At 74.4% G+C, this 24852-nt stretch carries 17 protein-coding genes and 1 riboswitch; of the genes, 7 read left to right on the top strand and 10 right to left on the bottom strand.

The window, feature by feature from the left end; all coding sequences use genetic code 11:
* Window positions 1-158: 158 nt before the first annotated feature.
* Entirely contained in the window at window positions 159-842 is a 684-nt protein-coding gene (locus tag ABZ801_RS27635; protein WP_344952184.1) for a DUF1444 domain-containing protein, read from the top strand.
* A gap of 186 nt (window positions 843-1028) precedes the next feature.
* Window positions 1029-2597 carry an AMP-binding protein gene (locus tag ABZ801_RS27630; RefSeq protein WP_360703015.1) on the top strand — a complete coding sequence of 523 codons (1569 nt, stop codon included), beginning with the start codon at window positions 1029-1031 and terminating at the stop codon, window positions 2595-2597.
* Window positions 2598-2637: 40 nt separating this feature from the next.
* Here ABZ801_RS27630 and ABZ801_RS27625 read toward each other — a convergent pair whose 3' ends face one another.
* Window positions 2638-3078 (bottom strand): MarR family transcriptional regulator, encoded by a 441-nt coding sequence (locus tag ABZ801_RS27625; RefSeq protein ID WP_344952178.1) that lies wholly within the window; start codon window positions 3076-3078, stop codon window positions 2638-2640.
* 135 nt (window positions 3079-3213) lie between these two features.
* Between ABZ801_RS27625 and ABZ801_RS27620 the strand changes: the two genes are divergently transcribed.
* From ABZ801_RS27620 to ABZ801_RS27610, 3 genes are all read left to right on the top strand, one after another.
* On the top strand, window positions 3214-4407 hold the full coding sequence (locus tag ABZ801_RS27620) for an MFS transporter (protein WP_360703011.1): 1194 nt from the start codon (window positions 3214-3216) through the stop codon (window positions 4405-4407).
* 114 nt (window positions 4408-4521) lie between these two features.
* Window positions 4522-5508, top strand: coding sequence for an ATP-binding cassette domain-containing protein (locus ABZ801_RS27615; protein WP_360703009.1), 987 nt, complete (start codon window positions 4522-4524; stop codon window positions 5506-5508).
* Window positions 5505-6362 (top strand): ABC transporter permease, encoded by an 858-nt coding sequence (locus ABZ801_RS27610; RefSeq protein ID WP_344952170.1) that lies wholly within the window; start codon window positions 5505-5507, stop codon window positions 6360-6362. The genes ABZ801_RS27615 and ABZ801_RS27610 overlap by 4 nt, the downstream gene beginning before the upstream one ends.
* A gap of 65 nt (window positions 6363-6427) precedes the next feature.
* On the opposite strand, the gene ABZ801_RS27605 is transcribed toward ABZ801_RS27610, so the two are convergent.
* From ABZ801_RS27605 to ABZ801_RS27595, 3 genes are all read right to left on the bottom strand, one after another.
* The gene (locus ABZ801_RS27605; RefSeq protein ID WP_360703006.1) at window positions 6428-9682 is read right to left on the bottom strand and encodes an AAA family ATPase; all 3255 of its coding nucleotides are present in this window, start codon (window positions 9680-9682) and stop codon (window positions 6428-6430) included.
* 201 nt (window positions 9683-9883) lie between these two features.
* Entirely contained in the window at window positions 9884-10360 is a 477-nt protein-coding gene (locus ABZ801_RS27600; RefSeq protein WP_360703004.1) for a general stress protein, read from the bottom strand.
* A 91-nt stretch (window positions 10361-10451) separates the two neighbouring features.
* Window positions 10452-12203, bottom strand: a complete 1752-nt coding sequence (locus ABZ801_RS27595) for a sulfatase (RefSeq protein WP_360703001.1) — start codon at window positions 12201-12203, stop codon at window positions 10452-10454.
* 143 nt (window positions 12204-12346) lie between these two features.
* A riboswitch (cobalamin riboswitch) is annotated at window positions 12347-12472 on the top strand.
* A 58-nt stretch (window positions 12473-12530) separates the two neighbouring features.
* On the opposite strand from ABZ801_RS27595, the gene cobN reads away from it, so the two are divergent.
* Entirely contained in the window at window positions 12531-16184 is a 3654-nt protein-coding gene (cobN, locus tag ABZ801_RS27590) for a cobaltochelatase subunit CobN (protein WP_360702999.1), read from the top strand.
* Between the two features lie 18 nt (window positions 16185-16202).
* On the opposite strand, the gene ABZ801_RS27585 is transcribed toward cobN, so the two are convergent.
* The gene (locus tag ABZ801_RS27585) at window positions 16203-18014 is read right to left on the bottom strand and encodes a serine/threonine-protein kinase (RefSeq protein WP_360702997.1); all 1812 of its coding nucleotides are present in this window, start codon (window positions 18012-18014) and stop codon (window positions 16203-16205) included.
* 42 nt (window positions 18015-18056) lie between these two features.
* The gene (locus tag ABZ801_RS27580) at window positions 18057-19463 is read right to left on the bottom strand and encodes an amino acid permease (RefSeq protein WP_360702994.1); all 1407 of its coding nucleotides are present in this window, start codon (window positions 19461-19463) and stop codon (window positions 18057-18059) included.
* Window positions 19464-19589: 126 nt separating this feature from the next.
* Here ABZ801_RS27580 and ABZ801_RS27575 point away from each other — a divergent pair, with 126 nt between their 5' ends.
* The gene (locus ABZ801_RS27575) at window positions 19590-20558 is read left to right on the top strand and encodes an alpha/beta hydrolase (RefSeq protein WP_360702990.1); all 969 of its coding nucleotides are present in this window, start codon (window positions 19590-19592) and stop codon (window positions 20556-20558) included.
* A gap of 31 nt (window positions 20559-20589) precedes the next feature.
* Here ABZ801_RS27575 and ABZ801_RS27570 read toward each other — a convergent pair whose 3' ends face one another.
* The 4 genes from ABZ801_RS27570 to ABZ801_RS27555 all read right to left on the bottom strand — a co-directional run bounded on the left by ABZ801_RS27570 (window position 20590) and on the right by ABZ801_RS27555 (window position 24654).
* The gene (locus ABZ801_RS27570; RefSeq protein WP_360702987.1) at window positions 20590-20973 is read right to left on the bottom strand and encodes a VOC family protein; all 384 of its coding nucleotides are present in this window, start codon (window positions 20971-20973) and stop codon (window positions 20590-20592) included.
* 92 nt (window positions 20974-21065) lie between these two features.
* Window positions 21066-22814 (bottom strand): serine/threonine-protein kinase, encoded by a 1749-nt coding sequence (locus ABZ801_RS27565; protein WP_360702985.1) that lies wholly within the window; start codon window positions 22812-22814, stop codon window positions 21066-21068.
* A gap of 85 nt (window positions 22815-22899) precedes the next feature.
* Window positions 22900-23862, bottom strand: coding sequence for a quinone oxidoreductase (locus tag ABZ801_RS27560; protein WP_344952764.1), 963 nt, complete (start codon window positions 23860-23862; stop codon window positions 22900-22902).
* Between the two features lie 78 nt (window positions 23863-23940).
* Window positions 23941-24654, bottom strand: a complete 714-nt coding sequence (locus tag ABZ801_RS27555; RefSeq protein ID WP_360702982.1) for a TetR family transcriptional regulator — start codon at window positions 24652-24654, stop codon at window positions 23941-23943.
* Window positions 24655-24852 lie beyond the last annotated feature (198 nt).

Here is a 24852-nt window from a genome sequence, read left to right as displayed (position 1 = left end):
GACCCTCCACGGCCGGTCAGGAGTTTCGGCCGCGGCGCCGGGCGGCGCTATGGTGATCCATTCCGGAACGCGCGCGGGCGCGCGCCCGCCGCCGCGGCCCCGCGCGGACCCGCGCCGCCCCCGCGCCAGGCCCGAGCAGGCCCAAGGAGGAACGACCCGTGACCGAGCCGCGGACCAGTCTCATCGTCCCGTTGATGAAGGCCCGGGTGCCGGCGGAGGTGCAGTTGGAGTTCCCGCTGCCCGTCGAGGAGGAGCCGATCCGCGACCCGCTCGCGGGGGACCTGTACGTCACCTACGCGCTGGAGCTGACCGGCGAGGCCGCGGGCGGCGCGGCCCTGCCCGGCGGCGCGGCGGGCGCGGGCGGCCCGCGGTACGAGCACATCGCGCGGCGGCACTGCGCGGAACTGGGCGTCGCGCCGGAGGACCTTCGCCGCCACGCCGTCGTCAACCTGCGCAACCGGCGCCCCGACCTGGCGCTGAGCTGGTATCCGGACGTGCGGGCCGTCACGGTCACCCTCGGCGCGGTGCCGGGCGCGGGTGACGCCTCGTCGCGGTTCGGGGGGCTGGAGGCGGGACTGCTGCTGGACGACGGCTTCCTGGAGAAGCTGGCGCAGGACGTGGAGGGCGACCTGGTCGTCGCCACGCCCGCGCGGGACGTGTTCGTCGCGTCCGGCACCGGCCACCCCGACGGCGTCGACAAGCTGCGCTGGGCCGTCGGGCAGGTGTGGGCCGAGGGGCGCGGCGACGACGGCGACCCGGCGTGGGACGTCCCGCCCGGGCAGATGCTGTCGCGCGACCTGCTGGTGCGGCGCGGCGACGCCTGGGAGATCCTCCCCGCCTAATGCGGCCGAATCGGCCTCAAGTCGCCTGAAGCCGCCCGAACGGGCGTTCCCGTCGCCTCTGGCGGTACGCGTTATGCCCTGATCCGGGACTGTTTGGCAGACCGAAAAGTGGCGAACGGCGCGTGTCCGTGCGCCTACCCGGCGTAATCTCCGCGTGTCAACCCCTAGGCACTACGGAGGTCCGCTATGGATGGCAATGTCGCCACCGCGCTAGCCCTACGGGCGGAGACCTACGGCTGGTGTGACCGTCCGCTGTTCCGTACCGGCGACGGCACGGTGACCCACGGCCAGGCGCACGCCGCCGCCGCCCGCGCGTCCGGCGTCCTGCACGCCGCCGGGGTGCGACCCGGCCACCGGGTGCTCATCGCGCTTCCCGACTCGCCCGGGTACGTCGCGGCCCTGCTCGGCGTCCTGCGGCTCGGCGCGGTCGCCGTCTTGGCCGGGCCCAAGCAGAGCGAGCGGCAGCACGCCTACGTCGTGTCCGACGCCGAGCCCAGTGCCGTGGTGTGCGCGGCCGGCCTGGGCGCGCGTTTCCCGTCCGTGCACGTCCTGACCCCCGAGGACCTGACGGACGAGCCCGCGTTCGTGCCCGATCCCGTACCGGTGGCGCCCGGTGCGGCCGCGTACGTCCAGTACACCTCCGGGACCACCGGCGCGCCCAAGGGCGCCGTGCACAGGCATGCCGATCCGGAGGTCTACTTCCGGGCGATGGGCCTCGGCGCGCTGGGCGTGACCGCCGACGACGTCATCTTCTCCCTGGCCAAGGCGTGCTACCCGTACGGCCTGGGCGCCACGGTTTTCTTTCCCATGTTCTGCGGCGCCTCGTCGGTGCTGTGGCCCGACCAGCCGAGCGTGGAGGGCGCCGCCGAGCAGGCGCGGCTGTACCGCCCGACCCTGCTGTTCACCGTGCCGACGTGGTACGCGCGGCTGGTGAACGCCCCCGACCCCCAGCCGGTGCGGGCGGCGTTCCGCGCGCTGCGCGCCGCCGCCTCGGCGGGGGAGCCGCTGCTGCCGACGCTGGCCGACCGCATCGAGGACTTCCTCGGGTGTCCGGTGCTGGACGGGCTGGGCAGCACCGAGGTCGGGCACACGTTCGTCTCCAACACCGTCACGCGACGGCGCCGGGGTTCCCTCGGCGTCGTGCTCGACCCGTACGAGATCGACGTGCGCGTGGAGCGCACCGTGGGCGGCCCCGGAACGGGGCGGGGCGGCCCGGTCGGCAGGATCGAATCCGTGGGGGAGCCGGTCGGCGGCGCGGGCAACCGGCGCGGCCGCCGCATCCCCTCGGTGGGGGCGGGGACGCTGTACGTGCGCGGCCCGTCGGTGATGGCCGGGTACCTCGGCAAGCCGGAACGCACGGCCGAGGTGCTGGACGGGGACGGCTGGCTGCGCACCGGCGATCTGGTGCACGTCGACCCGGACGGCTTCGTGCACCACCACGGGCGCGTTCTGGACCAGGTGACGGTGTCGGGCGACCGGTTCTCCCCGCTGGAGGTCGAACGGGTGCTGGGGCAGCACTCGGGGGTCGTCGAGGTCGCCGTCGTCGGAGCGGCGGGCGGGACGGGCGCGTTGCAGGCGTTCGTCGTCCCGGCCGAGGGCGCGGCGCCGCCGGACGACCTGGCCGACGAGCTGCTGGCGCTGGCCAGGCGCCGCCTGCCCGCGCACAAGGTGCCGCGCTCGGTGACGTTCATGTCCGAACTGCCGCGCACCGCCGCGGGGAAGATCAGCCGTGCCGCCCTCGCCCGGCGCGGCTGAGCGCCGGGCCCGCGCCGCCGGCGGTGCCCGGGGCCGACGCCTACACCTTGATGTTCAGCGTCTCCAGGGCGTCCACCAGCGGGGCCAGCTCGGGCAGCTCGGCGGCCTCGCGCAGCGCCTCGTCCAGGGCCTTGTTGTGAACGGGGACCGCCTCGTCGTGCAGTTCGCGCCCGGCGTCGGTGGCCTCGGCGCAGATGCCCCGCCGGTCCTCCTCCGACAGCACGCGGGTGATCAGGCCGCGCTTCTCCAGCCGGGTCACCAGGCGCGTGGTGGCGCTCTGGCTGAGGACGAGCTTGTCCGCCAGCTCCTGCATCCGCACGTGCCGGCCCTGGCTCTCGCCGAGGTGGTGCAGGGCGCAGAACTCGTTGACGCTCAGCCCGTGCGCGTCCTGCAGCGCGCGCTCGATGCGGTCCTCGATGCGGGCGTTGAGCGCGGCGAGCGTCCGCCAGCCCTGGGCTCGGGAGTCGTCGGGGCGTGACACGGCTCACCCTCCTCGCGATTGCGGCCGGGATACTTGCGTGGTGGGATAGCAGGCGTCTGCAAGTAACCGGCGTATGCAAATAATGCTTGTGCTTATTGCCCGCGTATGCCACAGATCCTACCGGAGGGTACGGCCATGCCCCTGGCCCTGCTGGCGCTGGCACTCGGCGCCTTCGGCATCGGCACCACCGAGTTCGTCATCGCCGGTCTGCTGCCCGACCTGGCCGCCGACTTCGGCACCTCGATCCCCACCGCCGGGCTGCTGGTGTCCGGCTACGCCTTCGGCGTCGTGGTCGGCGCCCCGCTGGTCACCGCCCTCGGCGCCCGGCTGCCCCGCAAGGGCATGCTGCTCGGCCTCATGGGACTGTTCGTCGCCGCGCACGTGCTGTCGGCCCTCGCACCCGGCTACGGCGCGCTGATGGCCGGACGGATCGTCGCGTCCTTCGCGCACGGCGCGTACATGGGCGTCGGCTCGGTCGTCGCCGCCGACCTCGTCCGGCCCGAGAAGCGGGCCAGCGCCATCGCCATGATGTTCATGGGACTGAGCCTGTCCAACGTGCTGGGCGTGCCGTTCGGCACGTTCGTCGGGCAGCAGCTCGGCTGGCGCGCCACCTTCTGGATCATCACCGGGGTCGGCGTGGTGGCCTTCGCCGGGATCGCGGCGCTCATCCCGCGCGGCACACGCCCCGACACCGGCCTGCGCCGGGAACTGGCCGTCTTCCGCGACCGCCAGGTGTGGCTCGCGCTGGTCATGACCGCCCTGGGCTGGGCGCCGGTGCTGGCCGTCGTCACCTACGTCGCGCCCCTGCTGACCGACGTCACCGGGTTCTCCGCGGGCGCCGTCCCCATGGTCATGGTGCTGCTCGGCCTCGGCATGGTCGTCGGCGGCCCGCTCGGCGGCCGCTACGCCGACCGCGCCCTGATGCCCAGCGTCTACGCGATGCTCGCCGCGCTCATCCTGGTGTCGGCCGTGCTGCTGGGCGCCGCGCACCACAAGGTCGCCGCCGTGGTCGCGTTCACCGTGTTCGGCGTCGTCGCCTCGGCCACCATCCCGGCGTTCCAGACCCGCATCCTCGACAAGGCCGTCGACGCCCAGGCGCTGGCCTCGGCCGCCAACGTCGCCGCGTTCAACCTCGGCAACGCCGTCGGCCCGTTCCTGGCGGGCCTGGCCATCAGCGCCGGGTTCGGCTACACCTCGCCGCTGTGGGTCGCCGCCCTCCTCGGCCTCGCGGGCCTGGCGGTCGCCCTGCTGTCCGGTGCCCTGGACCGCCGCGCCGCCGTGCCCGTCCCCGGCCCCGCGACGCCGCGTCCGCACGTCAAGGTTCACTGAACCCGGCGCGTCCTCGTCAACGCGGCCGTCCCGCGTCCGCCAGATTCGATCTGGCGGGCGCGGGACGGCATCTGGCGCTTCAGAGGTGAGACCTTCATGCGAAAGGACGCGTTGATGAGCGACGACGACCCGGCGATCGAGACGTCGGGACTGACCAAGCGGTTCGGTGACGTCCGCGCCCTGGACGGCGTCGACCTCACGGTGCCGCGCGGCGCCGTCTACGGGGTGCTCGGCCCCAACGGGGCGGGCAAGACCACCTGCGTGCGGGTGCTGTCCACGCTGCTGCGCCCGGACGGCGGCCAGGCCCGCGTGTTCGGCCACGACGTGCGGCGCGAGGCCGACACGGTGCGCACCCGCGTCAGCCTGACCGGCCAGTACGCCTCGCTGGACGAGGACCTGACCGGCACCGAGAACCTGGTGCTGCTCGGCCGCCTGCTCGGCCACGGCCGGCACGCCGCCCGCGAACGCGCCGCGCGGCTGCTGGAGGCGTTCGGGCTGAGCGAGGCCGCCGGACGGCAGGTCAAGAACTACTCGGGCGGGATGCGCCGCCGCATCGACATCGCCGCCAGCATCCTCAACACCCCCGACCTGCTGTTCCTCGACGAGCCCACCACCGGCCTGGACCCGCGCAGCCGCAGCCACGTGTGGGACATCGTCCGGCTGGTGGTGGCGCAGGGCACCACGGTGCTGCTCACCACCCAGTACCTGGAGGAGGCCGACCGGCTCGCCGACCGGATCGCGGTCATCGACCACGGCCGCGTCATCGCCGAGGGCACCCCCGGCGAGCTGAAGTCGTCGGTGGGCGCGGGCTCGGTGCACGTGCGGCTGCGCGACGCCGCGCGCCGCGAGCAGGCCCGCGACCTGCTGACCCGCGCCCTGGACGCCGAGGTCGTCGCGGACGCCGAGCCGGTCGCGCTCACCGCGCGGCTGACCGGCGCGTCCTCGGACCTGGGCGCGGCCGGGCTGGCCTCCCGCGCGCTGGCCGAACTGGCGGACGCCGGGATCGTCGTCGACGACTTCTCCCTCGGCCAGCCCAGCCTGGACGAGGTGTTCCTCACCCTCACCGGCCACCCCGCCGACGACGGACAGGAGGCGGCATGACCACCGCGACCGAGAGTTCCACCCGCGAGGCGGCGGGCGGCCACGCCCCCTCGGCCGAACTCATCGCCGCCGTGCTGGCGCCGAGCGCGCGGCCGCCGCGTCCCGGCCCCCTGTCGGCCTCGCTGACGTTCGGCTGGCGGGCCATGCTGAAGATCAAGCACGTGCCCGAGCAGCTGTTCGACGTCACCGCGTTCCCGATCATGATGACGTTGATGTTCACCTACCTGTTCGGCGGGGCGCTGGCCGGGTCGACCCGGGAGTACCTGCAGTTCCTGCTGCCGGGGATCATGGTGATGAGCGTGGTGATGACCACCATGTACACGGGCGTGTCGGTCAACACCGACATCGCCAAGGGCGTGTTCGACCGGTTCCGCAGCATCCCGATGTGGCGTCCCGCGCCGATGGTCGGCTACCTGCTCGGCGACATGTTCCGCTACACCATGGCGTCCATCGTCATCCTGGCGCTGGGGCTCATCCTGGGGTTCCGCCCGGACGGCGGCGCCGCCGGGGTCGTCGCGGGCGTCGCCGCACTGGTGGCGTTCTCGTTCGCCTTCTCCTGGGTGTGGACGATGGTCGGCCTGCTGATGCGCACCGACAAGGCCGTCATGGGCGTCAGCATGCTCGTGCTGTTCCCGCTGACCTTCCTCAGCAACATCCTGGTCAAGCCCGAGACCATGCCCGGGTGGCTCCAGGTGTTCGTGGACGTCAACCCCATCACGCACCTGGTCGCCGTGGTACGCGGATTCATGGCCGGGTCGGTGGACGGCGGCGAGGTGGTCTGGGTGACCGCCTGGGGCGCCGTGCTGATCGTCGTGTTCGGCTCGCTCACCATGTGGCTCTACAACCGCAAGTGAACGCGGCCCGGCCGGTGGCGGCGCGGGGCCGCGGGCGCGCGCCCGCGGCCCTCACGGGGCCCGGTTCACAGGCGCCAGGTGACGTCGGAGTCGGGTCGGTAAGCGCAGGTGAGGCCGGTGGAGACGGTCGCGCGCAGATGCCGGGCCAGTTCCGGATGGCGCCGGTCGAGCCTGCGCAGGGTGTCGCGGATGCGCGCGGTGACCGCCTTGCGCGCCCGTTCGGCCTGGTCGCCCAGGCGGCGGTCGCGGCCCGCCGGCCCGGCCGCGGCGCGCAGCTCGGCCAGCAGCGCCGCCCGCTCCCGGTCGAACTCGGCGGCCCTGCCGTCGTCGCCCAGCGCGGCCGCCCGGTCGATCTCCTCGTCCAGCCGCAGCAGGCGCCGCCGGTACCGCGCCTTGGCCTCCTCGTCGAGCACGGGATCGCCGCCGCCCCGCAGCGCGGCCTCCGCCACCGGGCCCCCGGCGGGATTGGCCAGCCGCACCGCCGGGATCTCCGTGCCCGGGCTGCCGAGCAGCACGTGCAGGTCGCGCAGGCCCTTGGCGTCGGGCATGTGCACCGTCCGGGAGGCGAACGACAGCGTCCAGACCGCCCCGTCGAACCGGAACACGCCCCCGTCGCCGCCCACCGCGCTCTCGAGGGTCCGTGTGCTCGCCGTCGCCGTCGCCGGCGCGGCGGTCGACCCCCGCGCACGGGACGGCGCGGGCGCGGGCGCCGCGCGCCCGGCGATCCGTTCCGGAGCGTCGACCGCGGACAGGGCCCTGGCCGCCCGGGCGGGGATGTGCCGCATGTCCATGTCGGCGGCCTCGCTGGTGACCTCGGCCAGCAGCCCGCGCGCGGCCTGCGCGTCGCCGGCGGCGCCCCGGGCGAGCAGCGATTCGGCCAGCCGCAGCCGCGCCTCCACCGACCAGGGACGGGCCAGCAGCCGGTCGGCCGACTCCCGGGCGGCGGTGAAGCGGCGGACGGCGTCGTCCCAGCGTCCCTGGGCGGCGTCGAGCTCGCCGAGCCACAGGTCCATCGGACCGCTCACCTCGCAGCCGTGCAGCGCCACCGCCCACAGCCCCGCGTACGGCAGCAGCGCCGACCGCGCCCGCTCGCACCGCCGCGGATCGCCGGAGGCGGCCGCGGCCTGCGCCTGGAACCGCAGCCACAGCGACGCCACGACCGGCGGATAGGGCTCCTCGCGGTCCTGCATGGCGGTCAGGTGCCGCAGCGCCAGGTCGGTGTCGCCGCGCTGCACGGCGGTGACGGCCTCCAGCAGCTCGGCGTACGGGTGGTCGCGCTCGTACAGCGCGCGGTGCGTGGCCTCCAGCTCCTCGAACCGGCCCTGCAGCAACTGGATCATCCACCGGAACTGGAACGCCATGTAGGCCAGGCCGGAACCGGCCCCGCACGTCTCGCCCGTCAGCAGCGCGTCGGCGTGCCGCTCGGCCTCGGCGAACCGTCCGTGCAGCGCGCCGATGACGCACTCGTCGGCGCTCGCGCCCATGTGCCATATGTCGGCGTCGGCGCCGCGCGCCATCGTCACGAACCGGTGGAAGTACTCCAGGTACCGCGGATCGCCCTGCTCCAGCAGCGCCACCCAGCGGAACGACGTCGCCAGGTAGGCCGTCTCCATGTCGCCGGTCCGCCGCGCCAGGCCGAACAGCTCCTCGGTGAGCGCGAGGCGCTCGGCGGCGGTGCCCACGCCCAGCAGGGCGTCGTGCCGGGCCCACAGGCTGAACACCAGCGTCTCGTCGTCGCCGCCGCGGGCCTGCCGCGCGACGGCGGCCGACAGCTCCTGCGCGAGCTGGATCAGCGGCCGCCGCACCGGCGGGGCGGCGCCGTCCAGGACCATCCGGCGGTGCGCCTCCACCAGCAGCTCGTCCCGCAGCCGCTGCGCCGGGCCGGGCGGCTCGTACGGGTAGAGGGTCAGCGCCGCCCGCGCCAGCAGCGCCGTGTCGTCGACCTCGCGGCTGAGGGCCACGGCGCGTTCGAACACCTGCCACGCCGCGTCCTCGTCGCCGGCGTGCGACAGCTGGCGGCCGAGTTCCAGCGACAGCAGGACGCGCAGGCGCCCGTGCCCGGCGGGGGCGCGTTCCAGCGCGCGCCGAAGGTGCCCGATCGACTCCTCCACGGCGCTGCGCCGGCGGGCGTCGCGGGCGGCGGCCCGCAGGTGCTCCACCGCGCGCGTCGCGTCGATCTCGTCACCGGCGAGGTGGGCGTGCCGGGCCAGCTCGGCGGGCATGACGCGCCCGGCCAGCGCCGGGGCGTCGTCGATGGCCCGCACCACCGCGGCGTGCGCGCGGCGCGCCTCGACGTCCCCGAGCGTGCCGTACAGGGTCTCCCTGACCAGGTCGTGGGCGAACGCGAAGCGGCCGTTGTCGCGCGCGACGACCAGCCGGGCCGCCACCGCCCGCGCCAGCAGCCGTTCCACGCGCGGCACGGGCTCGCCCATCGCCGCGGCCAGCACGCCCCGGTCGAACTCGCGTCCCAGCACGGCCGCCGAGGTCAGCAGCCGCGCCACCGCGCCGGGCAGCAGCGACAGCCGCCGCCGCACCGCGTCCTGGACGCCCGGCGCGATCGCGTTGACGGTGCCGCCGCCGTGCCACAGCCGGGCGGCCTGCTCGACGAAGAACGGGTTGCCGCCCGTGCGCCGGTGCACCTCGGCGACCAGGGCGTCGTCCGGCTGCACGCCGACCGTCCGGTGCATCAGCCGGCCCACCTCGGCGCGGCCGAGCCCGGTCAGCGTGACGACGGTGGCCTTGGCCGCCAGCGACGGCAGCAGGGAGCGCAGCGGGTGCTCGTCCCACTCCACCTCGACGTCGCGGTAGGTGCCGATGAGCAGCAGCCGTTCGAACCAGGTGTGCTGCGCCACGAACTCCAGCAGCCGCACCGACGCGGCGTCCGCCCAGTGCAGGTCGTCGAGCGCGACGGCCACCGGGCGCCGCTGCGAGACCGCCACCAGCGCGCTGGTCACCGCGTCGTACACCTGGAAGCCGTCGGCGTCGGCGCCGGGCGACTCGCCGAGCAGCACCGCCAGCCCGCCGCCCGCGGCGGCCTCGGCCGCCGCCCACTCCCGCGCGTCGACGGCGCGCCGCAGCGCCCGCACCACCTGCGTCCACGGCCAGTAGCCGGGCGCGCTGGCCGAGTCCCAGCACGAGCCGCCCAGCACCAGCGCTCCCCTGTCGCGGGCCTCCCGCATCGCCTCGGTCACCAGGGTGGTCTTGCCGATCCCGGCCTCCCCGGCGACCAGCACCAGCCCGCCGTGGCTGGCCACCGCGCGGTCGACCTCCCCGCGCAGCACCGCCGCGGGATGTTCCCGTCCGATCAACGTGGAAGTCATGCTGGGCCGCCGTCCTCCAGGGCGTACGCGTCCGTCACGACGGTAACCGCCCGTTCCGACATTTCCGCCCTGCCGTGCGAACGGATATTCGGATGCTTCCCCCGGGAGCCGGGCGTAGTTCGTCCGCCCCCATCGCCACCACCGGCCGCAAGGACTGAGCCGGGCCGGGGCCGCCGCCGCCCGTCGGACGCGAACGCCCGGTCAGCCCTCCCGCCAGGACAGCTTGATGAGCCGGTTCTTGGCGTCCTCGGCGACCTCCGGATCGGTGACGACGTCGTAGCGGGCGGCGACGATCTGGCTGCGGGAGGCGAAGTCGCGGCGGCCGCCGGTGACGGCGTGGGCGATGAAGCCGAAGACCGCCCCGAACACCGCGCCGATGACGATGCCGCCGACCAGCAGCGACGGCACGGCGCCGTGGTTCCTGGTGAACAGTGTCAGCAGCAGCCCCATGAGCAGGCCGAACCAGGCGCCGCTGCCCGCTCCGGCCAGGGCGGCGCGGCCCTTGGTGAGACGGCCGAGGACGGTCTCGACCATCTTCAGGTCGGAGCCGATGATGGCCGTCCGCTCCACCGGGAACTTCTCGTCCGACAGGAAGTCGACCGCCCGCTGGGCTTCCGCGTAGGTGGTGTAGGACCCGACGACCGGCCGGTCGGTGTTCGGTATCGGTTGCGTGTTCATGTGCGTCCGTCCTCGTGTCCGCGGTGTTGCCGCAAGCACTACCCACGGCCGCGCGGGGCGCACATGCCGAAGGTCCCGACGTCCCCGGCGATCAGCGGGGGTGGGCCTGGGACGGGGCGCCGGCGGGCTGGGAGCCGAAGGCGGTCAGGAAGCGGTCGCGGAACTCGTTCATCGGCCAGACGGGGGACCGCGGGGCGGGTTTGAGTCCGTCCTGCCAGCCCCAGCCGGAGATCTGGTCCAGCACCTTGGGGTCGCGGGCGACGATGGTGATCGGGACGTCCCGGCTCGCGCCCTCGCCGGTGATCAGCGGGGCGGGCTGGTGGTCGCCGAGGAAGACCAGCACGAAATCGTCGTCGCCGTAGGTCTCCACGTAGGAGATGAGGGTGTTCAGCGTGTACTCGATGGACTTGCGGTACTCGCCCCGGATGCGGTCGTTGGGCGGCCACTGGGCCTTCTTCAGGCTCATCCCGCCCTGGCCGTTGAAGATCGACCCGTCGCCGACCTGGTTCCAGTCGACGAGGCGGGGGACGGCGGCCCAGGGCGCGTGGCTGGACACCAGCGCGGTCTCGGCCATGACGGGCGTGTCCCGGTCCTTGCGTTCGCGTTCGACGCGCTGGAAGAACGACAGGGTGTACTGGTCGGGCATGGTGGCGTACGCCCAGCGCGGCCCCCGGTACCCCAGGGTGCGGTTGTCGTAGACCTGGTCGTAGCCGAAGAACCGGCCCTCCGGCCAGGCCCGGATGATGGCGGGCATGAGGCCGACCGTCCGCCACCCGGCCCGGCCGAAGGCGCGGTTGAGCGTCAGCCGGTCGCCGGCGACGAGGTTGCGGTACCGCTGCTGGTTGTCGATCCACAGGCCGGACAGCAGCGTGGCGTGGGCCAGCCAGCTTCCCCCGCCCACCGTGGAGGAGGTGAGCCAGGCGCTGCGCGCCCCGAACCCGGCCGCGCGCAGGCGCTCGCCGCCGGAGTCGAGCACCGCGCCGACCTGGGCGGAGAACTCCGGGTCCTCGACGGCGTCGCGTCCGTAGCTCTCCACGAAGGCGACCAGCACGTCCTTGCCGCGCAGGCCGGTCAGCAGCCGGTCGCCCGGCGTGGCGCGGAAGCCGTCCACGGCGGCCTGCCGGGCGAACACCTCCTTGTCGTGCAGGCCGCTGCGCACCTTGAGCGCGCGGTTGTAGGCGAGCTTGGCGGTGCCGGAGGACGCGACCGGCACCCCCGGGACGAGCTGCGCGCCGAACACGACGCCCACCGTCCACACCGCCCACAGCACCACGACGGCGCGGGCCGCCCCGGTGTCGTGCCGGGCCGCGACGCCCGCCAGCCGCACCGCCGCCAGCGCCATGACGGCGATCACGCCGACGGCCAGCACCACCGCCCCGGCCAGCACCGCGACGCCGCCGGCCCCGCCGTACTCGCCGGTGAAGAACTCCAGGCCCGCGTCGACGAACGCCCAGTCCAGCACCGGGTCCCACGGCCGGACCAGCACCTGGTAGAAGCCCATGTCGACGATCTTCACCACGAGCAGCGCGCCGAGGGCGGCGCCGCCGAGCCCCGCCGCGATCCGCCGGGCCCGCCCGCGCAGGGCCAGGACGAGGACCACGCCGAGGACGCCCTCGATCGGCACCCGCGCGAACGCGCCGGGCGTGAGCCTGTTCAGGTGGTTCGGCGTGAGCAGGGCGAACGCGACCAGCAGGAACGCCAGGACGGTGACCGTCCGCGACCAGACGCGGTGCCGGCGCAGCACGGCGAACGCCCCCCGCTCGCGGGACGGGACGCCTTCCGGCGTCGTCGCGTCGCCGTCCGCCGTCGCCGTCTCCCGGGGGGAAGGCGTGAAGAGAGACACGAGGGGGTCCTCCCATACGCAGCCTGCTGACCACTGTCGCGCATGCCGGCTCGCAGGGAAGGCCGGTCCGCGCTGCCCAACCTGTGTACGGCGGCTCTGGGGCGCCGGTTCAGTCACGGCTACGATGGCGGCCGACGGTAGGGGAGGAACCCGGTGCGAATCCGGGGCTGTCCCGCAACTGTGACCGGGGAGTCCGCCTCCGCACAGGGCCACGGCGTACGCGCTGGAAGGCCGGGGGCCGAGACGTCGATCCGGGAGCCAGGAGACTCCGCGCCGTCGTGACCTCGTCACCGAGCCGGGGCGCGGACCCCGGAGGAGGCCCTGCCGATGCGTGTTCTGCTGCTGTCCACCGCCGACACCGAACTGCTCGCCGCCCGCGCGGCCGACGCGGGCTACGTGACGGCCAACCCGGTGCGGCTCGCCGCCGAGGAGGTCGACCGGCTCGCCGAGGGCGCCGACGTCGTCGTCGTGCGGCTGCTGGGCGGGCGCAAGACCTGGCCGGAGGGCGTCGAGCGGCTGCGCCGCGGCGGCCTGCCCGTGGTGTTCCTCGGCGGCGAGGCCGATCCGGACGCCGAGCTGATGGGCCTGTCCACCGTCCCCGCCGGGGTGGCGGCCGAGGCGCTGGGCTACCTGCGCGAGGGCGGCGTCGCCAACCTCAGGGAGCTGGCGCGGTTCCTGTCGGACACCGTGCTGCTGACGGGGGAGGGCTTCGCGCCGCCGACCGCGATGCCGTCGTACGGGGTGCACGGGTCGTACGGGACCGACCCGGCCCGTCCCACGGTCGGCGTCGTCTTCTACCGCGCGCACGAGCTGTCGGGCAACACCGCGTTCGTCGACGTGCTGTGCCGGAAGATCGAGGAGAAGGGCGGCAACGCGCTGCCGGTGTTCTGCGGGTCGCTGCGCGGCGCCGACGCCGGCCTGCTCGACCTGCTGAAGCAGGCCGACGCGCTGGTCGCCACCGTGCTGGCGGCGGGCGGGACGGTCGCGTCGCAGGCCAGTGCGGGCGGCGACGAGGAATCGTGGGACGCGGGCGCGCTGGCGACCCTGGACGTGCCCGTCGTGCAGGGCCTGTGCCTGACCACGCCCCGCGCCGCCTGGCAGGAGTCGGACGGGGCGCTGTCGCCGATGGACGCGGCCATGCAGGTCGCCATCCCCGAGTTCGACGGGCGCCTGATCTCCGTGCCGTTCTCCTTCAAGGAGGAGGGCCCCGACGGCATCCCGGTCTACGTGGCCGACGAGGAGCGGGCCGCGCGCGTCGCCGGGATCGCCGTGCGGCACGCGCGGCTGCGGCACGTGCCGAACGAACGCAAACGCGTCGCGATCGTGCTGTCGTCGTACCCCACCAAGCACTCGCGGGTCGGCAACGCCGTCGGGCTCGACACGCCCACCTCGGCCGTGCGGCTGCTGCGCGACATGGCCGCCGCGGGCTACCGGCTGGGCGACGACGGAACGTACTGGAGCGATCCCGACACCGGCGACGCGCTCATCCACGCGCTGATCGCGGCGGGCGGCCACGACGTGGAGTGGCTCACCGAGGAGCAGCTGCGCAACGCCCCGGCGCGGGTGCCCCTCGACGCCTACCGCCGCTGGTTCGAGGCGCTGCCGGAACCGCTGCGCGAACGCGTCCGCGAGCACTGGGGCGAGCCGCCCGGCGACCTGTACGTGGACGGAGACGACATCGTCCTGGCGTCGCTGCGGTTCGGGAACGTCGTGCTGATGATCCAGCCGCCGCGGGGCTTCGGCGAGAACCCGGTGGCGATCTACCACGACCCGGACCTGCCGCCGTCCCATCACTACCTGGCCGCCTACCGCTGGCTGGACGAGGAGTTCGGCGCCGACGCGGTCGTGCACCTCGGCAAGCACGGCACGCTGGAATGGCTGCCCGGCAAGGGGCTCGGCCTGTCGGCGGAGTGCGCGCCCGACGGCGTGCTGGGCGACCTGCCGCTGGTCTACCCGTTCATCGTCAACGACCCGGGCGAGGGCACGCAGGCCAAGCGGCGCGGGCACGCCACCGTCGTGGACCACCTCGTCCCGCCGATGGCGCGCGCCGAGACCTACGGCGACCTGGCCAAGCTGGAGCAGCTGCTCGACGAGTACGCCACCGTCGCCGACCTGGACCCGGCCAAGCTCCCGGCGGTGCGCGCCCAGATCTGGACGCTCGTGCAGGCCGCGCAACTGCACCACGACCTGCACCAGGAGGAGATGCCCGGCGAGGCCGAGTTCGACGACTTCATCCTGCACATCGACGGCTACCTGTGCGAGATCAAGGACGTGCAGATCCGCGACGGCCTGCACGTCCTCGGGCAGGAGCCGCTCGGCCCGACCCGCGTCAACCTCGTGCTGGCCGTGCTGCGCGCCGCCCAGGTGTGGGGCGGTGTCGCCGGCGCCATGCCGGGCCTGCGCGCCGCGCTCGCCGCCGCACACGGCCTGGACGAGAAGGCGCTGCTCGCCGAGCCCGGCGCGGTGGTGGACGCCGACATCGCCGGGACGCACGCGCGCACCGCCTCCGACGCCGTCGACGTCCTGGAGTCGCTGGCGCGCCGCCTGGTCGAGGGCATGGAGGAACGCGGCTGGGACGCCGCGCAGGCCCCCGCCGTGTGCCGCGACGCGCTCGACCGGGAGATCGAGCCCGTCGTCCGGCTGCTGGAGTTCGCCGCGGCGGAGGTGGTGCCGCGGCTGTCGGCCACCCGGGACGAGATCGGCGCGGTGCTGCACGCCCTGTCCGGCGGGTACGTGCCCGCCGGGCCGTCCGGGTCGCCCACCCGCGGGCTGGTCAACGTGCTGCCGACCGGCCGCAACTTCTACTCCGTCGACCCCAAGGCGATCCCGTCCCGCAACTCCTGGGAGGTCGGCGTCGCGCTGGCCGACTCGCTGATCCGGCGGCACCTGGACGACACCGGCGACTACCCGGCGAGCGTGGGCCTGACCGTGTGGGGCACCAGCGCCATGCGCACCCAGGGCGACGACATCGCCGAGGTGCTCGCGCTCATCGGCTGCCGTCCGGTGTGGGACGACGCGTCCCGCCGCGTCACCGGCTTCGAGATCGTCCCGCTGGAGGAGCTGGGACGCCCCCGCATCGACGTCACGCTGCGCATCTCCGGGTTCTTCCGCGACGCGTTCCCGCACGTCATCGCGCTGCTCGACGACGCCATCGGCGCCGTCGCCGCGCTGGACGAGCCCGCCGACCGCAACTTCGTGCGGCGGCACGCCGTGGCGGACCGGGCCGTGCACGGCGACTGGCGCCGCGCCACCACCCGCATCTTCGGCTCCAAGCCCGGCGCGTACGGCGCGGGGCTGCTGCCGCTCATCGACGCCCGCAACTGGCGCGACGACTCCGACCTGGCCGAGGTGTACGCGGTGTGGGGCGGCTACGCCTACGGCCGGGGGCTGGACGGCCGCGAGGCCCGCGCCGACATGGAGTCCTCGTTCCGCCGCATCGCCGTCGCCGCCAAGAACCAGGACACCCGCGAGCACGACATCGTCGACTCCGACGACTACTTCCAGTACCACGGCGGCATGGTCGCCATGGTGCGCTCCCTGACCGGCCGCGACCCCGCCGCGTACGTGGGCGACTCGGCCCTGCCCGACCAGGTGAGGACCCGCACCCTGGCCGAGGAGACCCACCGCGTCTTCCGCGCCCGCGTCGTCAACCCCCGCTGGATCGCCGCGATGCGGCGGCACGGCTACAAGGGCGCGTTCGAGCTCGCCGCCACCGTCGACTACCTGTTCGGCTACGACGCGACCGCCGGGGTGGTGGACGACTGGATGTACGAGAGCCTGGCCGAGGAGTACGTCTTCGACGCCGAGACCCGCGCGTTCATGGAGCAGTCCAACCCGTGGGCGCTGCGCGGCATCACCGAACGCCTGCTGGAGGCCGCCGACCGCGGGCTCTGGGCCGCCCCCGACCCCGAGACCCTGGACCGGCTCCGCCGGGCCTACCTCCAGACGGAAGGCGACCTGGAGGCCGAGGACGAACAGTAGGCCGACGGGAGGGGCGGGTCAGGCGTCCTCGGCCTGGCACAGGGTGAAGTCGTCGAACGCGGCCGTGACCCGCTCGCTCGTCCCGGCGTCGTACAGCACCAGCCCGGTCGTGCCCTGCCGCAGCGGGTCGCGGGTGTCGGTGTGGTCGAAGACCCTGCCGCCGTTGACCCACAGCGCGATGCGCGGGGCGTCGCCGCGCAGGTCCAGCTCGGCCTGCATCCGGTTGTGGTCGTCCAGCTCGAAGTCGGGAACGCGGCCGGAGGCCAGCTCCGTCGCCTTCCCGCCGACGACCTTGTTCAGCCCGGCCGTGCCGTCCGGGCGCAGCACCACGTCGTACCGGTCGTCGCCGCCCTTCCCGGCCAGCAGGTGCACGCCCGCCGCCCAGGCGGTGCCGTTCGGGCCCGCCGCCAGCCTGACCTTGACGTCGACGATGCCGTGCTGCGGCGACGGCATCGCCGTGGACGCCGCGCACGCCTGCGCGGCCCCGGCGCGCGGGGTGATGTCCAGCACGTAGCCGTCGTCCCGGTAGGCGCCGCATCCGCCGGATCCGGCCGTCCAGCCGCTGCCGGGGTCGTCGAAGTCGTCCTTCATCAGCACCGCCGCCGACCTGGGCGGATCGTCGGCGGACGCCTCGGACGTGCCGTCGTCGGGCAGCAGCTGCTGGACGCCCAGCGCGGCGCCGATCACCGCGAGCGCCCCCACCCGCACCAGCATGTTGCGCCGCCGCGTCCCCGTGTCGCGCCCGACCTCGGCGACCGCCTGCGTCGGTGCCCCGTGAACCGACGCCCCGGCCGCCGTCGCCTCACCCGCGGCCTCCGGCGAAGGCCGCTTTTCGTCCTGCGGGGACGGCCCCGAGGGCGCGGTCGCCGAGGCCGCGAGCCCTGGCCCGGCGGGCGCGGGGGCGGCTTCGGCGGGCGGCGCTTCGGCAGGTGAGGGGGTGTGTCGCGTCGGCGGCGCCTCCGCCTGCGGAGGCGGAGGCGGCGCCGGAGGGGGAGTCGCCGCCGGGCCGGGGACGAGGGACGGGTGGCCGGTCAGTTCCCGCAGGAGGGTCGCGGCGTCGGGGCGGTCGGCCGGGTCCTTGGCCAGGGCGCGGGTCACCAGGGGGCGCAGGGCCGGGTCCAGGGCGTCCACGGCGGGCGGGGCGGTCAGGACGCGGTGCATGATCTCGTGGACGTTGGTGCCGGGGAACGGGGCGTGGCCGGTGCCGGCGTAGGCGACCACGCAGCCCCAGGAGAAGACGTCGGCGGCCGGGGTCAGGGCGCCGCCCCGCATCAGCTCGGGCGCGACGTACGCGGGCGTGCCCACGAACTGGCCGGCGCGGGTGGGGCCCTCCGGCGCGTCCAGGGCGCGGGCGATGCCGAAGTCGATGACCCGGGGGCCGGTGGAGGACAGCAGCACGTTGGACGGCTTGAGGTCGCGGTGCACCACCCCCGCGCCGTGGATGGCGCCCAGCGCCGTGGCGATGTTGACCGCCAGGCTCTCCAGGGCGCCCTCGCGGAGCGGGCCCTGCTCGCGGACGGCCTGCTCGAGGGTGGGCCCGTCGACGTACTCGGTCACCACGTACAGCGGGTCGCCGTCCAGGCGGGCGTCCAGCACCGCGGCCGTGCAGAACCGGCGCACCTGGCGCGCGGCGGTCACCTCGCGCCGGAACCGCTCGTGGAACGCGGCGTCGTCGGACAGCTCGGCGTTGATGACCTTGATGGCGACGCGGCGGTCCTCGCCGGCCACGCCGAGGAAGACGGTGCCCATGCCGCCCCGCCCGAGCCTGCCGGTGACGCGATAGGGGCCGAGGCGCTCGGGATCACCGGGCCGGAGCGGAGTCGTTGGCATGTGTCCTCCCACACTGTGAGATGCGGGAGGCGCCCGTCACGTTCACACGTTTCCGGCAAAGGGTTCATCCTGCCGGTGGGTGAGCACGGGGACCTCGGACACCGGCGGGGTCCTGCCGTAGCGGCGGCGCAGCGGGTACACCGCGGCGGCGACGGCGAGGCTGAGCGCGGAGGCGAGCAGCTGCGAACGCTGCTCGGCCATGAACGCCATCGACACCAGCACCGCCAGCAGGGCGGCGACGACCAGCCAGGTCAGGTACGGGTACCCCCACATCCGGTAGGTGAGGCTGCCGGGGTCCTCGCGCTCCAGCCGGGCGCGCAGGCGCAGCTGCGAGAACGCGACGGCCAGGTAGACGAAGGCCAGGATGACCCCGATCGAGTTCATCAGGAACTTGAAGACGGCGTCCGGCGAGACGTACGAGGCGACCACCGCGCCCCACGCGGCCACGGTGCCGAGCAGGATCGCCCGCACCGGCACGCCGCGCCGGTTGAGCCGCACCAGGGCGGCCGGGGCGTCGCCGTTCCGCGTCAGGACGTACAGCATCCGGGACGAGACGTAGATCGCCGAGTTCAGCACCGACAGCACCGCGGTCAGGATCACCGCCTGCATCAGCGTGCCCGCCGCGGGCACCCCGACGCGGTCCAGGGCGCTGACGAACGGGCTGGTCAGCACCCTGGCGTCGTTCCACGGCAGGATCGTCACCACCAGCAGGATCGACAGCACGTAGAACAGCGCCACCCGGTACAGCACGTTGCCGGTGGCGCGGGCGACGGCGCGTCCCGGCTCCCGGCTCTCCGCCGCGGCGATCGTGGGGATCTCGGTGCCGCCGAACGCGAACATCACCGCCACGATCGCCGCGAACACCGAGGCCGGGCCGTTCGGCAGGAACCCGCCGTGGCCGGTCAGGTTGCCCAGGCCGCCGGTCGCGTCCGGCCACGCCCCCGCCACGTACAGGCCGCCCAGCACGAGGAACACCAGGATCGCGGCCACCTTGATGGAGGCGAACCAGAACTCGAACTCCCCGAACGAGCGGACCGACACCAGGTTGACGGCCGTCATCACCAACAGCAGCGCCGCGGCCAGCGTCCACTGCGGCAGCGGGATCCACTCGCCGAGGATCGCCGCGCCCGCCACCGCCTCGGCGCCGACCAGGATCACGTACAGGTACCAGTACAGCCAGCCGATGGTGAAGCCCGCCCAGGGGCCGAGGGCCATCCGCGCGTACTCGGCCAGGGAGCCGGCGACCGGGCGCGCCACCACCATCTCGCCCAGCGCGCGCAGCACGCACAGCACCAGCAGCCCGGCCGCCGCGTACGACAGGACCGCGGCGGGGCCCGCCGTCTTGATCACCGCTCCGCTGCCCACGAAGAGCCCCGCTCCCACGGCGCCCCCGATCGCGAGCATGGTCATGTGGCGCCGGCGCAGGCCGGTCCGCAGGGTTTCGGGCATGCCTGGTCGTTCCTGTCGATCGATCGGCAACGGGACGCCCATACCCTAGTGGCCGGAGCCGCATGTTCCGGTCAGGCTAAAACGGGTGTTCCGGTTGGCGGTGGGGTCGGCCGTACGCTGGGGCGCATGAAGGCGACGACGGACGTGCTGGGGCCGGAGTACGAGGCCATCGAACTGCCCATGGGCCACGACGCCGAAGGCGAGGTCGTGGCCACGCTGGTCCGGCGCCGCGGCGAGCGTCCGTGCCGCCGCGCCGTGCTCTACGTGCACGGGTTCGTCGACTACTTCTTCCAGAGGCACCTGGCCGACTTCTACGTCGAGCGCGGGTTCGACTTCTACGCCCTGGACCTGCGCAAGTACGGCCGGTCGCTGCGCCCCCACCAGACGCCCAACTACGTCGACAGCCTGACCGAGTACTTCCCGGAGATCGACGCGGCGGTCCGGATCGTCCGGGACGAGGACGAGCACCGGGTCGTGCTGCTCAACGGCCACTCCACCGGCGGGCTGGTCGCCGCGCTGTGGGCCGACCGGGTGCGCGGCCGGGGCCTGGTCGACGGCCTGTTCCTCAACAGCCCGTTCCTGGACATCAACGAGCCGCTGCCGCTGCGCAAGCTCGGCGCCGGGCTCGCCCGGACGCTGCGGGCGCGGTTCCCCAAGGCCAAGCTGCCCGCCGGCGTCTCCGACCTGTACCCGCGCAGCATCCACGCCGACCACGACGGCGAGTGGGACTTCGACCTGGCGTGGAAGCCCCTGGAGGGCTTCCCGGTGCGGGCCGCGTGGCTGGCGGCCGTCCGGCGCGGGCAGCTGCGGCTGCACCGAGGCCTCGACATCGACGTGCCCGTCCTGGTGATGACCTCCACCCGCAGCGTCCGCCCCAAGCCGGGAGTGGCCGACCTGTCCAGCGCCGACGCCGTCCTGGACGTCGAGCACATGGCCCGCTGGGCGCCCCGCCTCGGACGGCACGTCACGCTCGTGCGGATCGACGGCGGCGTGCACGACCTGGTGCTGTCCGCCAAGCCCGTCCGCGACCAGGTCTTCACCGAGCTGTCCCGCTGGATCACCGGCTACCTGCCGGATCCCGCCGCAGGCGAGTAGGGCGTTCCGCGCGGCCGCTCGACGCACGCGGTCAGAGCGGCTGGAGCCGGGTGCGCAGGAGGCAGAACTCGTTGCCCTCCGGGTCGGCCAGGACGTGCCAGCTCTCGGTGCCGGTCTGGCCGACGTCGGCGGGCCTGGCGCCGAGAGCCAGCAGCCGCTCCAGCTCGGCGTCCTGGTCGCGGTCGGTGGGGTTGACGTCGATGTGCAGGCGGAGCTTCCTGGGCCGCGGGTCGCTGCTGGGGCTGAGCACGAGCGTGGGCTGCGGGCCGCCGAAGCCCACGCCGGGCGGCCCGATGTGGATGCTTCCGTCCTCTTCCCGGTGGAACTCGACGTAGCCGAGGACCTCGCTCCAGAACGCGGCGAGCCGGTCGGGGTCGGCGGCGTCGAGGACCAGCTCACTGATGCGGGATGCCATGGCCGTCAGTGTACGGAGACGATCCGCGAGTCGATCATCGGCCGCGTGCTGGAGCCGGGTGCCGGAGAGGGCGGGGCGAGCGGGACGCGCCCCTAGCCCCGGATCTCGGCGAGGTCGAAGTCGTCCCAGTCGGTGGTGATCTTCTGGGCCGCGTTGCCGCCGCGCCGGATGACCAGCCCCGAGACGCCGTTGGGCAGCGGCGCCGCGTCGTCGGTGTACTCCAGCACCAGGTCGTCGTTGGCCCACAGCCGCAGGTGGACCTTCTTGCCCTTGTCCTGCTCCTCGCAGGCGATCTGCAGCCGGTTGCGCTCGCCGGACTTCCAGCCGGGCGCCGACTCGGTGGCGATGAGCTCCTTGGTGCCCTGGTCGGGGGACGCCTTGCGCAGCAGCGCGCCCTTGCCGTCGGCGCGCACCATGAACCAGTAGCCGGTCTCCTTGTTGGTGTCGTTGCCGGCGTCGCGGCAGTAGAGGCCGAGCTGGGCGTCCGGCTGCGCCTGCACGGACGTCGAGGTGACGCCGGCCAGCAGGCGGACCGGCACGTCGGTCTCCTTCGGCGCCCGCTTCTTCAGCCAGTCGTCGGTGTCCATGCGGTAGTGGCCGTCCTGGTAGCCGGCGCCACCGGTGTAGGTGCCGCCGGCCCAGCCGGACTGGGTGTTGCTGAAGTCGTCGCTGAAGACCGGCGCGGTGTCCTCGGGCGGGGAGTCGCCGCCGAAGACGGCGACGAGCAGGGCGGCCAGCAGCGCCACGCCGGCCACGCCGGCGCCCGCGCCGATGAGCGACGTGCGGCGGGACGGGCGGCGGTCGAGCAGGCCGGTGCCCGCCGGGGCGGCGGGCGGCGCGGGCGGCGGCGGGGGCTGCGGGGACGCGTGCGGCTGGGACGGGGCGTCCTCGCGGGTGTCCTCGCCGCCGGGCCGGGCCGGCGACGCCGTCGCGGGATCCGGGCCGGGCCCGGCGTGCCAGCTCGCCTGGACGGTCTCGGCCAGCCGCGCCGGGTCGGGCTGGGCGTGGCCGACCAGGCGGCCGAGCAGCTCCCCGACCGACGGGCGGTTGTTCGGGTCCTTGTCGAGGGTGGCGGTCACCAGCTCGCGCAGCGCGGGGTCGAGCCCGTCCAGCCGCGGCGCCTCGTGCGCGACCCGGTAGAAGATCTCCGGGACGGTGTTGCCCGCGAACGGGGCGCGTCCGGTGCCCGCGAACGCCACCACGCAGCCCCAGGAGAACACGTCCGAGGCGGCCGTGACCGGCTCGCCGCGCAGCAGCTCGGGCGCCAGGTAGTTGGGCGTGCCGACGAACTGCCCGGTGCGGGTCGGGCCCTCGGCCGCGTCCAGCGCGCGGGCGATGCCGAAGTCGATCACACGCGGGCCGGTCGCCGACAGCAGCACGTTCGCGGGCTTGAGGTCGCGGTGCACGATGCCCGCGCCGTGGATGGCGGCCAGCGCGGTCGCCACCCCGACCGCCAGGCCCTCCAGGTCGGAGCCGGGCAGCGGCCCGCGCTCGGCCACCGCCCGCTCCAGGCTGGGACCGTCGATGTACTCGGTGACGACGTACAGCGGGTCGCGGTCCAGCTCGGCGTCCAGCACCGGCGCGGTGCAGAAGCGGCGCACCTGTCGGGCGGCGGTCACCTCGCGCCGGAACCGCTCGCGGAACGCCGTCTCGCTGGCGAGCTCACGGTTGATCACCTTGACGGCGACATGGCGGCCGGGGCCGGACGCCGAGGAGTCCTCGCCGAGGAAGACGGTTCCCATACCGCCCCGGCCGAGCCGGGCGAGCAGCCGGTACGGGCCGAGCTCCCGGGGGTCGTCGGGCTGCAGGGAATCGGCGTTCTCTCCCGCGTGCGTGGTCATCGTGGTCCTGGGGGGTCGAGGTGAACTGGCGGAATCCCACCCTAGTGGGACCCGCCCCCGCGATGCGGGCACACGGACGCCTCGCTCAGGGCAGCAGGAGGAGCTTGCCGGTGGTGCGGCGTCCCTCCAGATCCTCGTGGGCGCGGCGGGCGTCGGCCAGGTCGTAGCGCTGTCCGACGTGCAGGCGCAGCTCGCCCTTGGCGATCCAGCCGTAGACGGCCGAGGCGCGTTCCAGCAGCTCCTCCCGGGTGAGGGTGTAGTGCGCCAGGGTCGGCCGGGTCAGGAACAGCGAGCCGGCGGGGTTGAGGCGCTGCGGGTCGAACGGCGGGACCTTGCCGCTGGCCGCCCCGTACAGCGCCAGCGTCCCGCGCGGGCGCAGGCTCTCCAGGCTGCCGTCGAACGTGGCGGCGCCCACACCGTCGTACACCACGGCGACGCCCTCGCCGCCGGTCAGGCGCCGCACCTCGGACGCGAAACCGTCGTAGCCCACGATCTCGTCGGCGCCGGCCTCGCGCGCCAGCCGCTCCTTCTCCGGCGTGGACACCGTGCCGATCACGCGGGCGCCGCGCAGCTTGGCGATCTGCGTGAGCAGCAGCCCCATGCCGCCCGCGGCCGCGTGCACCAGCACCGTGTCGCCCGGCCGCACCGCGTAGGTGGAGTGCGTCAGGTAGTGCGCCGTCATGCCCTGCAGCAGGGACGCCGCCGCGTCCTCCAGGCTCAGGTCGTCGGGCACCGGGACGGTCTGGTCGGCGGGGACCACGGCGCGCTGGGCGTAGGAGCCGAGGACGCCCTGCCAGGCCACGCGGTCGCCGGGGGCGACGCCGGTCACGCCCTCACCGACCGCGGCGACCGTGCCCGCGCCCTCCTGCCCCGGGACGAACGGGGTCGCCTGCTTGTAGGCGCCCGTCCGGAAGTACACGTCGATGTAGTTGACGCCGCTGGCCGCCAGGTCGATCAGCACCTCGCCGGGGCCCGGCACGGGGTCCTCCCGTTCGGCGGGCTCCAGCACCTCCGGGCCGCCGTTGCGGTTGACGACGATCGCGCGCATGTCGTTGTCCTCTCCAGTCACCTGTGTGTGTCCCCAACACGGCGGGACATGGGGATCATCCCCGCCCGGTGCCGTGCGTCAGATCCAGCCGCGCAGGTCGTCGTGGGCGACCGCGACGATTTCGTCCACGCGCGCCGCGACGGCGGCCGGGTCCCACAGCTCCTGCCGGGCGCACTGGCCGAACGCCACGCGCGTCGCCCCGGTGAAGAAGGCGACCAGCAGGCGGGGACGGATGTCGCGGGCCGGATCCACGCCCTGTCGGCGGGCGATCGCGGCGGCGAGGGTCTCCTCGGTGGCGGTGAACCGCGCCATCTGCGCCGCGGCGAGGGCGGGGGTCGCCTCCACGACCCGCAGGACCCGGCGGAACCGCGCCGCGTCGGCGGGATCGCCTTCGGCGATGGCGCGCAGCAGGCCGCGCAGCGCCTCGAACAGCGCGGTGAACGGCCGCTCACGGGCGGGACGGGCCGCCAGCTCCTCCACCAGGAGGCGGTCGTACTCGGTCACGTAGCCGAAGATCACGTCCTCCTTGGCGGCGAAGTAGCGGAAGAACGTGCGCTGCGACACCTGCACCGCCGCCGCGATCTCGTCGATGGTCGTCTCCTCGTACCCCTGGGCGAGGAACAGGTCGAGCGCGGCGTCGATCAGGGCCATGCGCGTGCGCTGCTTCTTGCGCTCGCGCAGGCCCGCGTGCGCCGGCGCGCTGTGCGGCGCCGCCGTCTCCGGCGGCGGGGTGCCGGGACGCTGCGTGCTGCTGCCTGTGACGTCGCCGCCGGCGGGGTCGGCTGCGGCCATCGGCGGGCTCCTTCGGACCGATCTGTCGTGTTGTCAGCGGTCTATCACGGGCCGCGTCCACCGGGATCCGCCGGGCGGGGCCCTCCGGGCGGACGGTCACACGCCGTAAGGATGAGGTGGCTTTCTGTTCCGTACCGTCGGCGCCGAGGCGGGGGAGGAAAAAGTTGACCGAACTTCCCGGTTCTCCGGTGCTGATCT

Origin of the sequence: Actinomadura sp. NPDC047616 (assembly GCF_040642915.1) — a bacterium.
Lineage (GTDB): Bacteria > Actinomycetota > Actinomycetes > Streptosporangiales > Streptosporangiaceae > Spirillospora > Spirillospora miaoliensis.
This window is presented reverse-complemented; position numbering and strand designations above follow the sequence as displayed.

What these genes read in the sequence shown, in the direction of transcription:
- cobN (WP_360702999.1), top strand. Translation starts at nt 12,531, where the DNA reads ATGCGTGTTCTGCTGCTGTCCACCGCCGACACCGAACTGCTCGCCGCC.
- ABZ801_RS27630 (WP_360703015.1), top strand. Translation starts at nt 1,029, where the DNA reads ATGGATGGCAATGTCGCCACCGCGCTAGCCCTACGGGCGGAGACCTAC.
- ABZ801_RS27605 (WP_360703006.1), bottom strand. Translation starts at nt 9,682, where the DNA reads ATGACTTCCACGTTGATCGGACGGGAACATCCCGCGGCGGTGCTGCGC.
- ABZ801_RS27570 (WP_360702987.1), bottom strand. Translation starts at nt 20,973, where the DNA reads ATGGCATCCCGCATCAGTGAGCTGGTCCTCGACGCCGCCGACCCCGAC.
- ABZ801_RS27600 (WP_360703004.1), bottom strand. Translation starts at nt 10,360, where the DNA reads ATGAACACGCAACCGATACCGAACACCGACCGGCCGGTCGTCGGGTCC.
- ABZ801_RS27585 (WP_360702997.1), bottom strand. Translation starts at nt 18,014, where the DNA reads ATGCCAACGACTCCGCTCCGGCCCGGTGATCCCGAGCGCCTCGGCCCC.
- ABZ801_RS27565 (WP_360702985.1), bottom strand. Translation starts at nt 22,814, where the DNA reads ATGACCACGCACGCGGGAGAGAACGCCGATTCCCTGCAGCCCGACGAC.
- ABZ801_RS27620 (WP_360703011.1), top strand. Translation starts at nt 3,214, where the DNA reads ATGCCCCTGGCCCTGCTGGCGCTGGCACTCGGCGCCTTCGGCATCGGC.
- ABZ801_RS27555 (WP_360702982.1), bottom strand. Translation starts at nt 24,654, where the DNA reads ATGGCCGCAGCCGACCCCGCCGGCGGCGACGTCACAGGCAGCAGCACG.
- ABZ801_RS27560 (WP_344952764.1), bottom strand. Translation starts at nt 23,862, where the DNA reads ATGCGCGCGATCGTCGTCAACCGCAACGGCGGCCCGGAGGTGCTGGAG.
- ABZ801_RS27580 (WP_360702994.1), bottom strand. Translation starts at nt 19,463, where the DNA reads ATGCCCGAAACCCTGCGGACCGGCCTGCGCCGGCGCCACATGACCATG.
- ABZ801_RS27615 (WP_360703009.1), top strand. Translation starts at nt 4,522, where the DNA reads ATGAGCGACGACGACCCGGCGATCGAGACGTCGGGACTGACCAAGCGG.
- ABZ801_RS27575 (WP_360702990.1), top strand. Translation starts at nt 19,590, where the DNA reads ATGAAGGCGACGACGGACGTGCTGGGGCCGGAGTACGAGGCCATCGAA.
- ABZ801_RS27610 (WP_344952170.1), top strand. Translation starts at nt 5,505, where the DNA reads ATGACCACCGCGACCGAGAGTTCCACCCGCGAGGCGGCGGGCGGCCAC.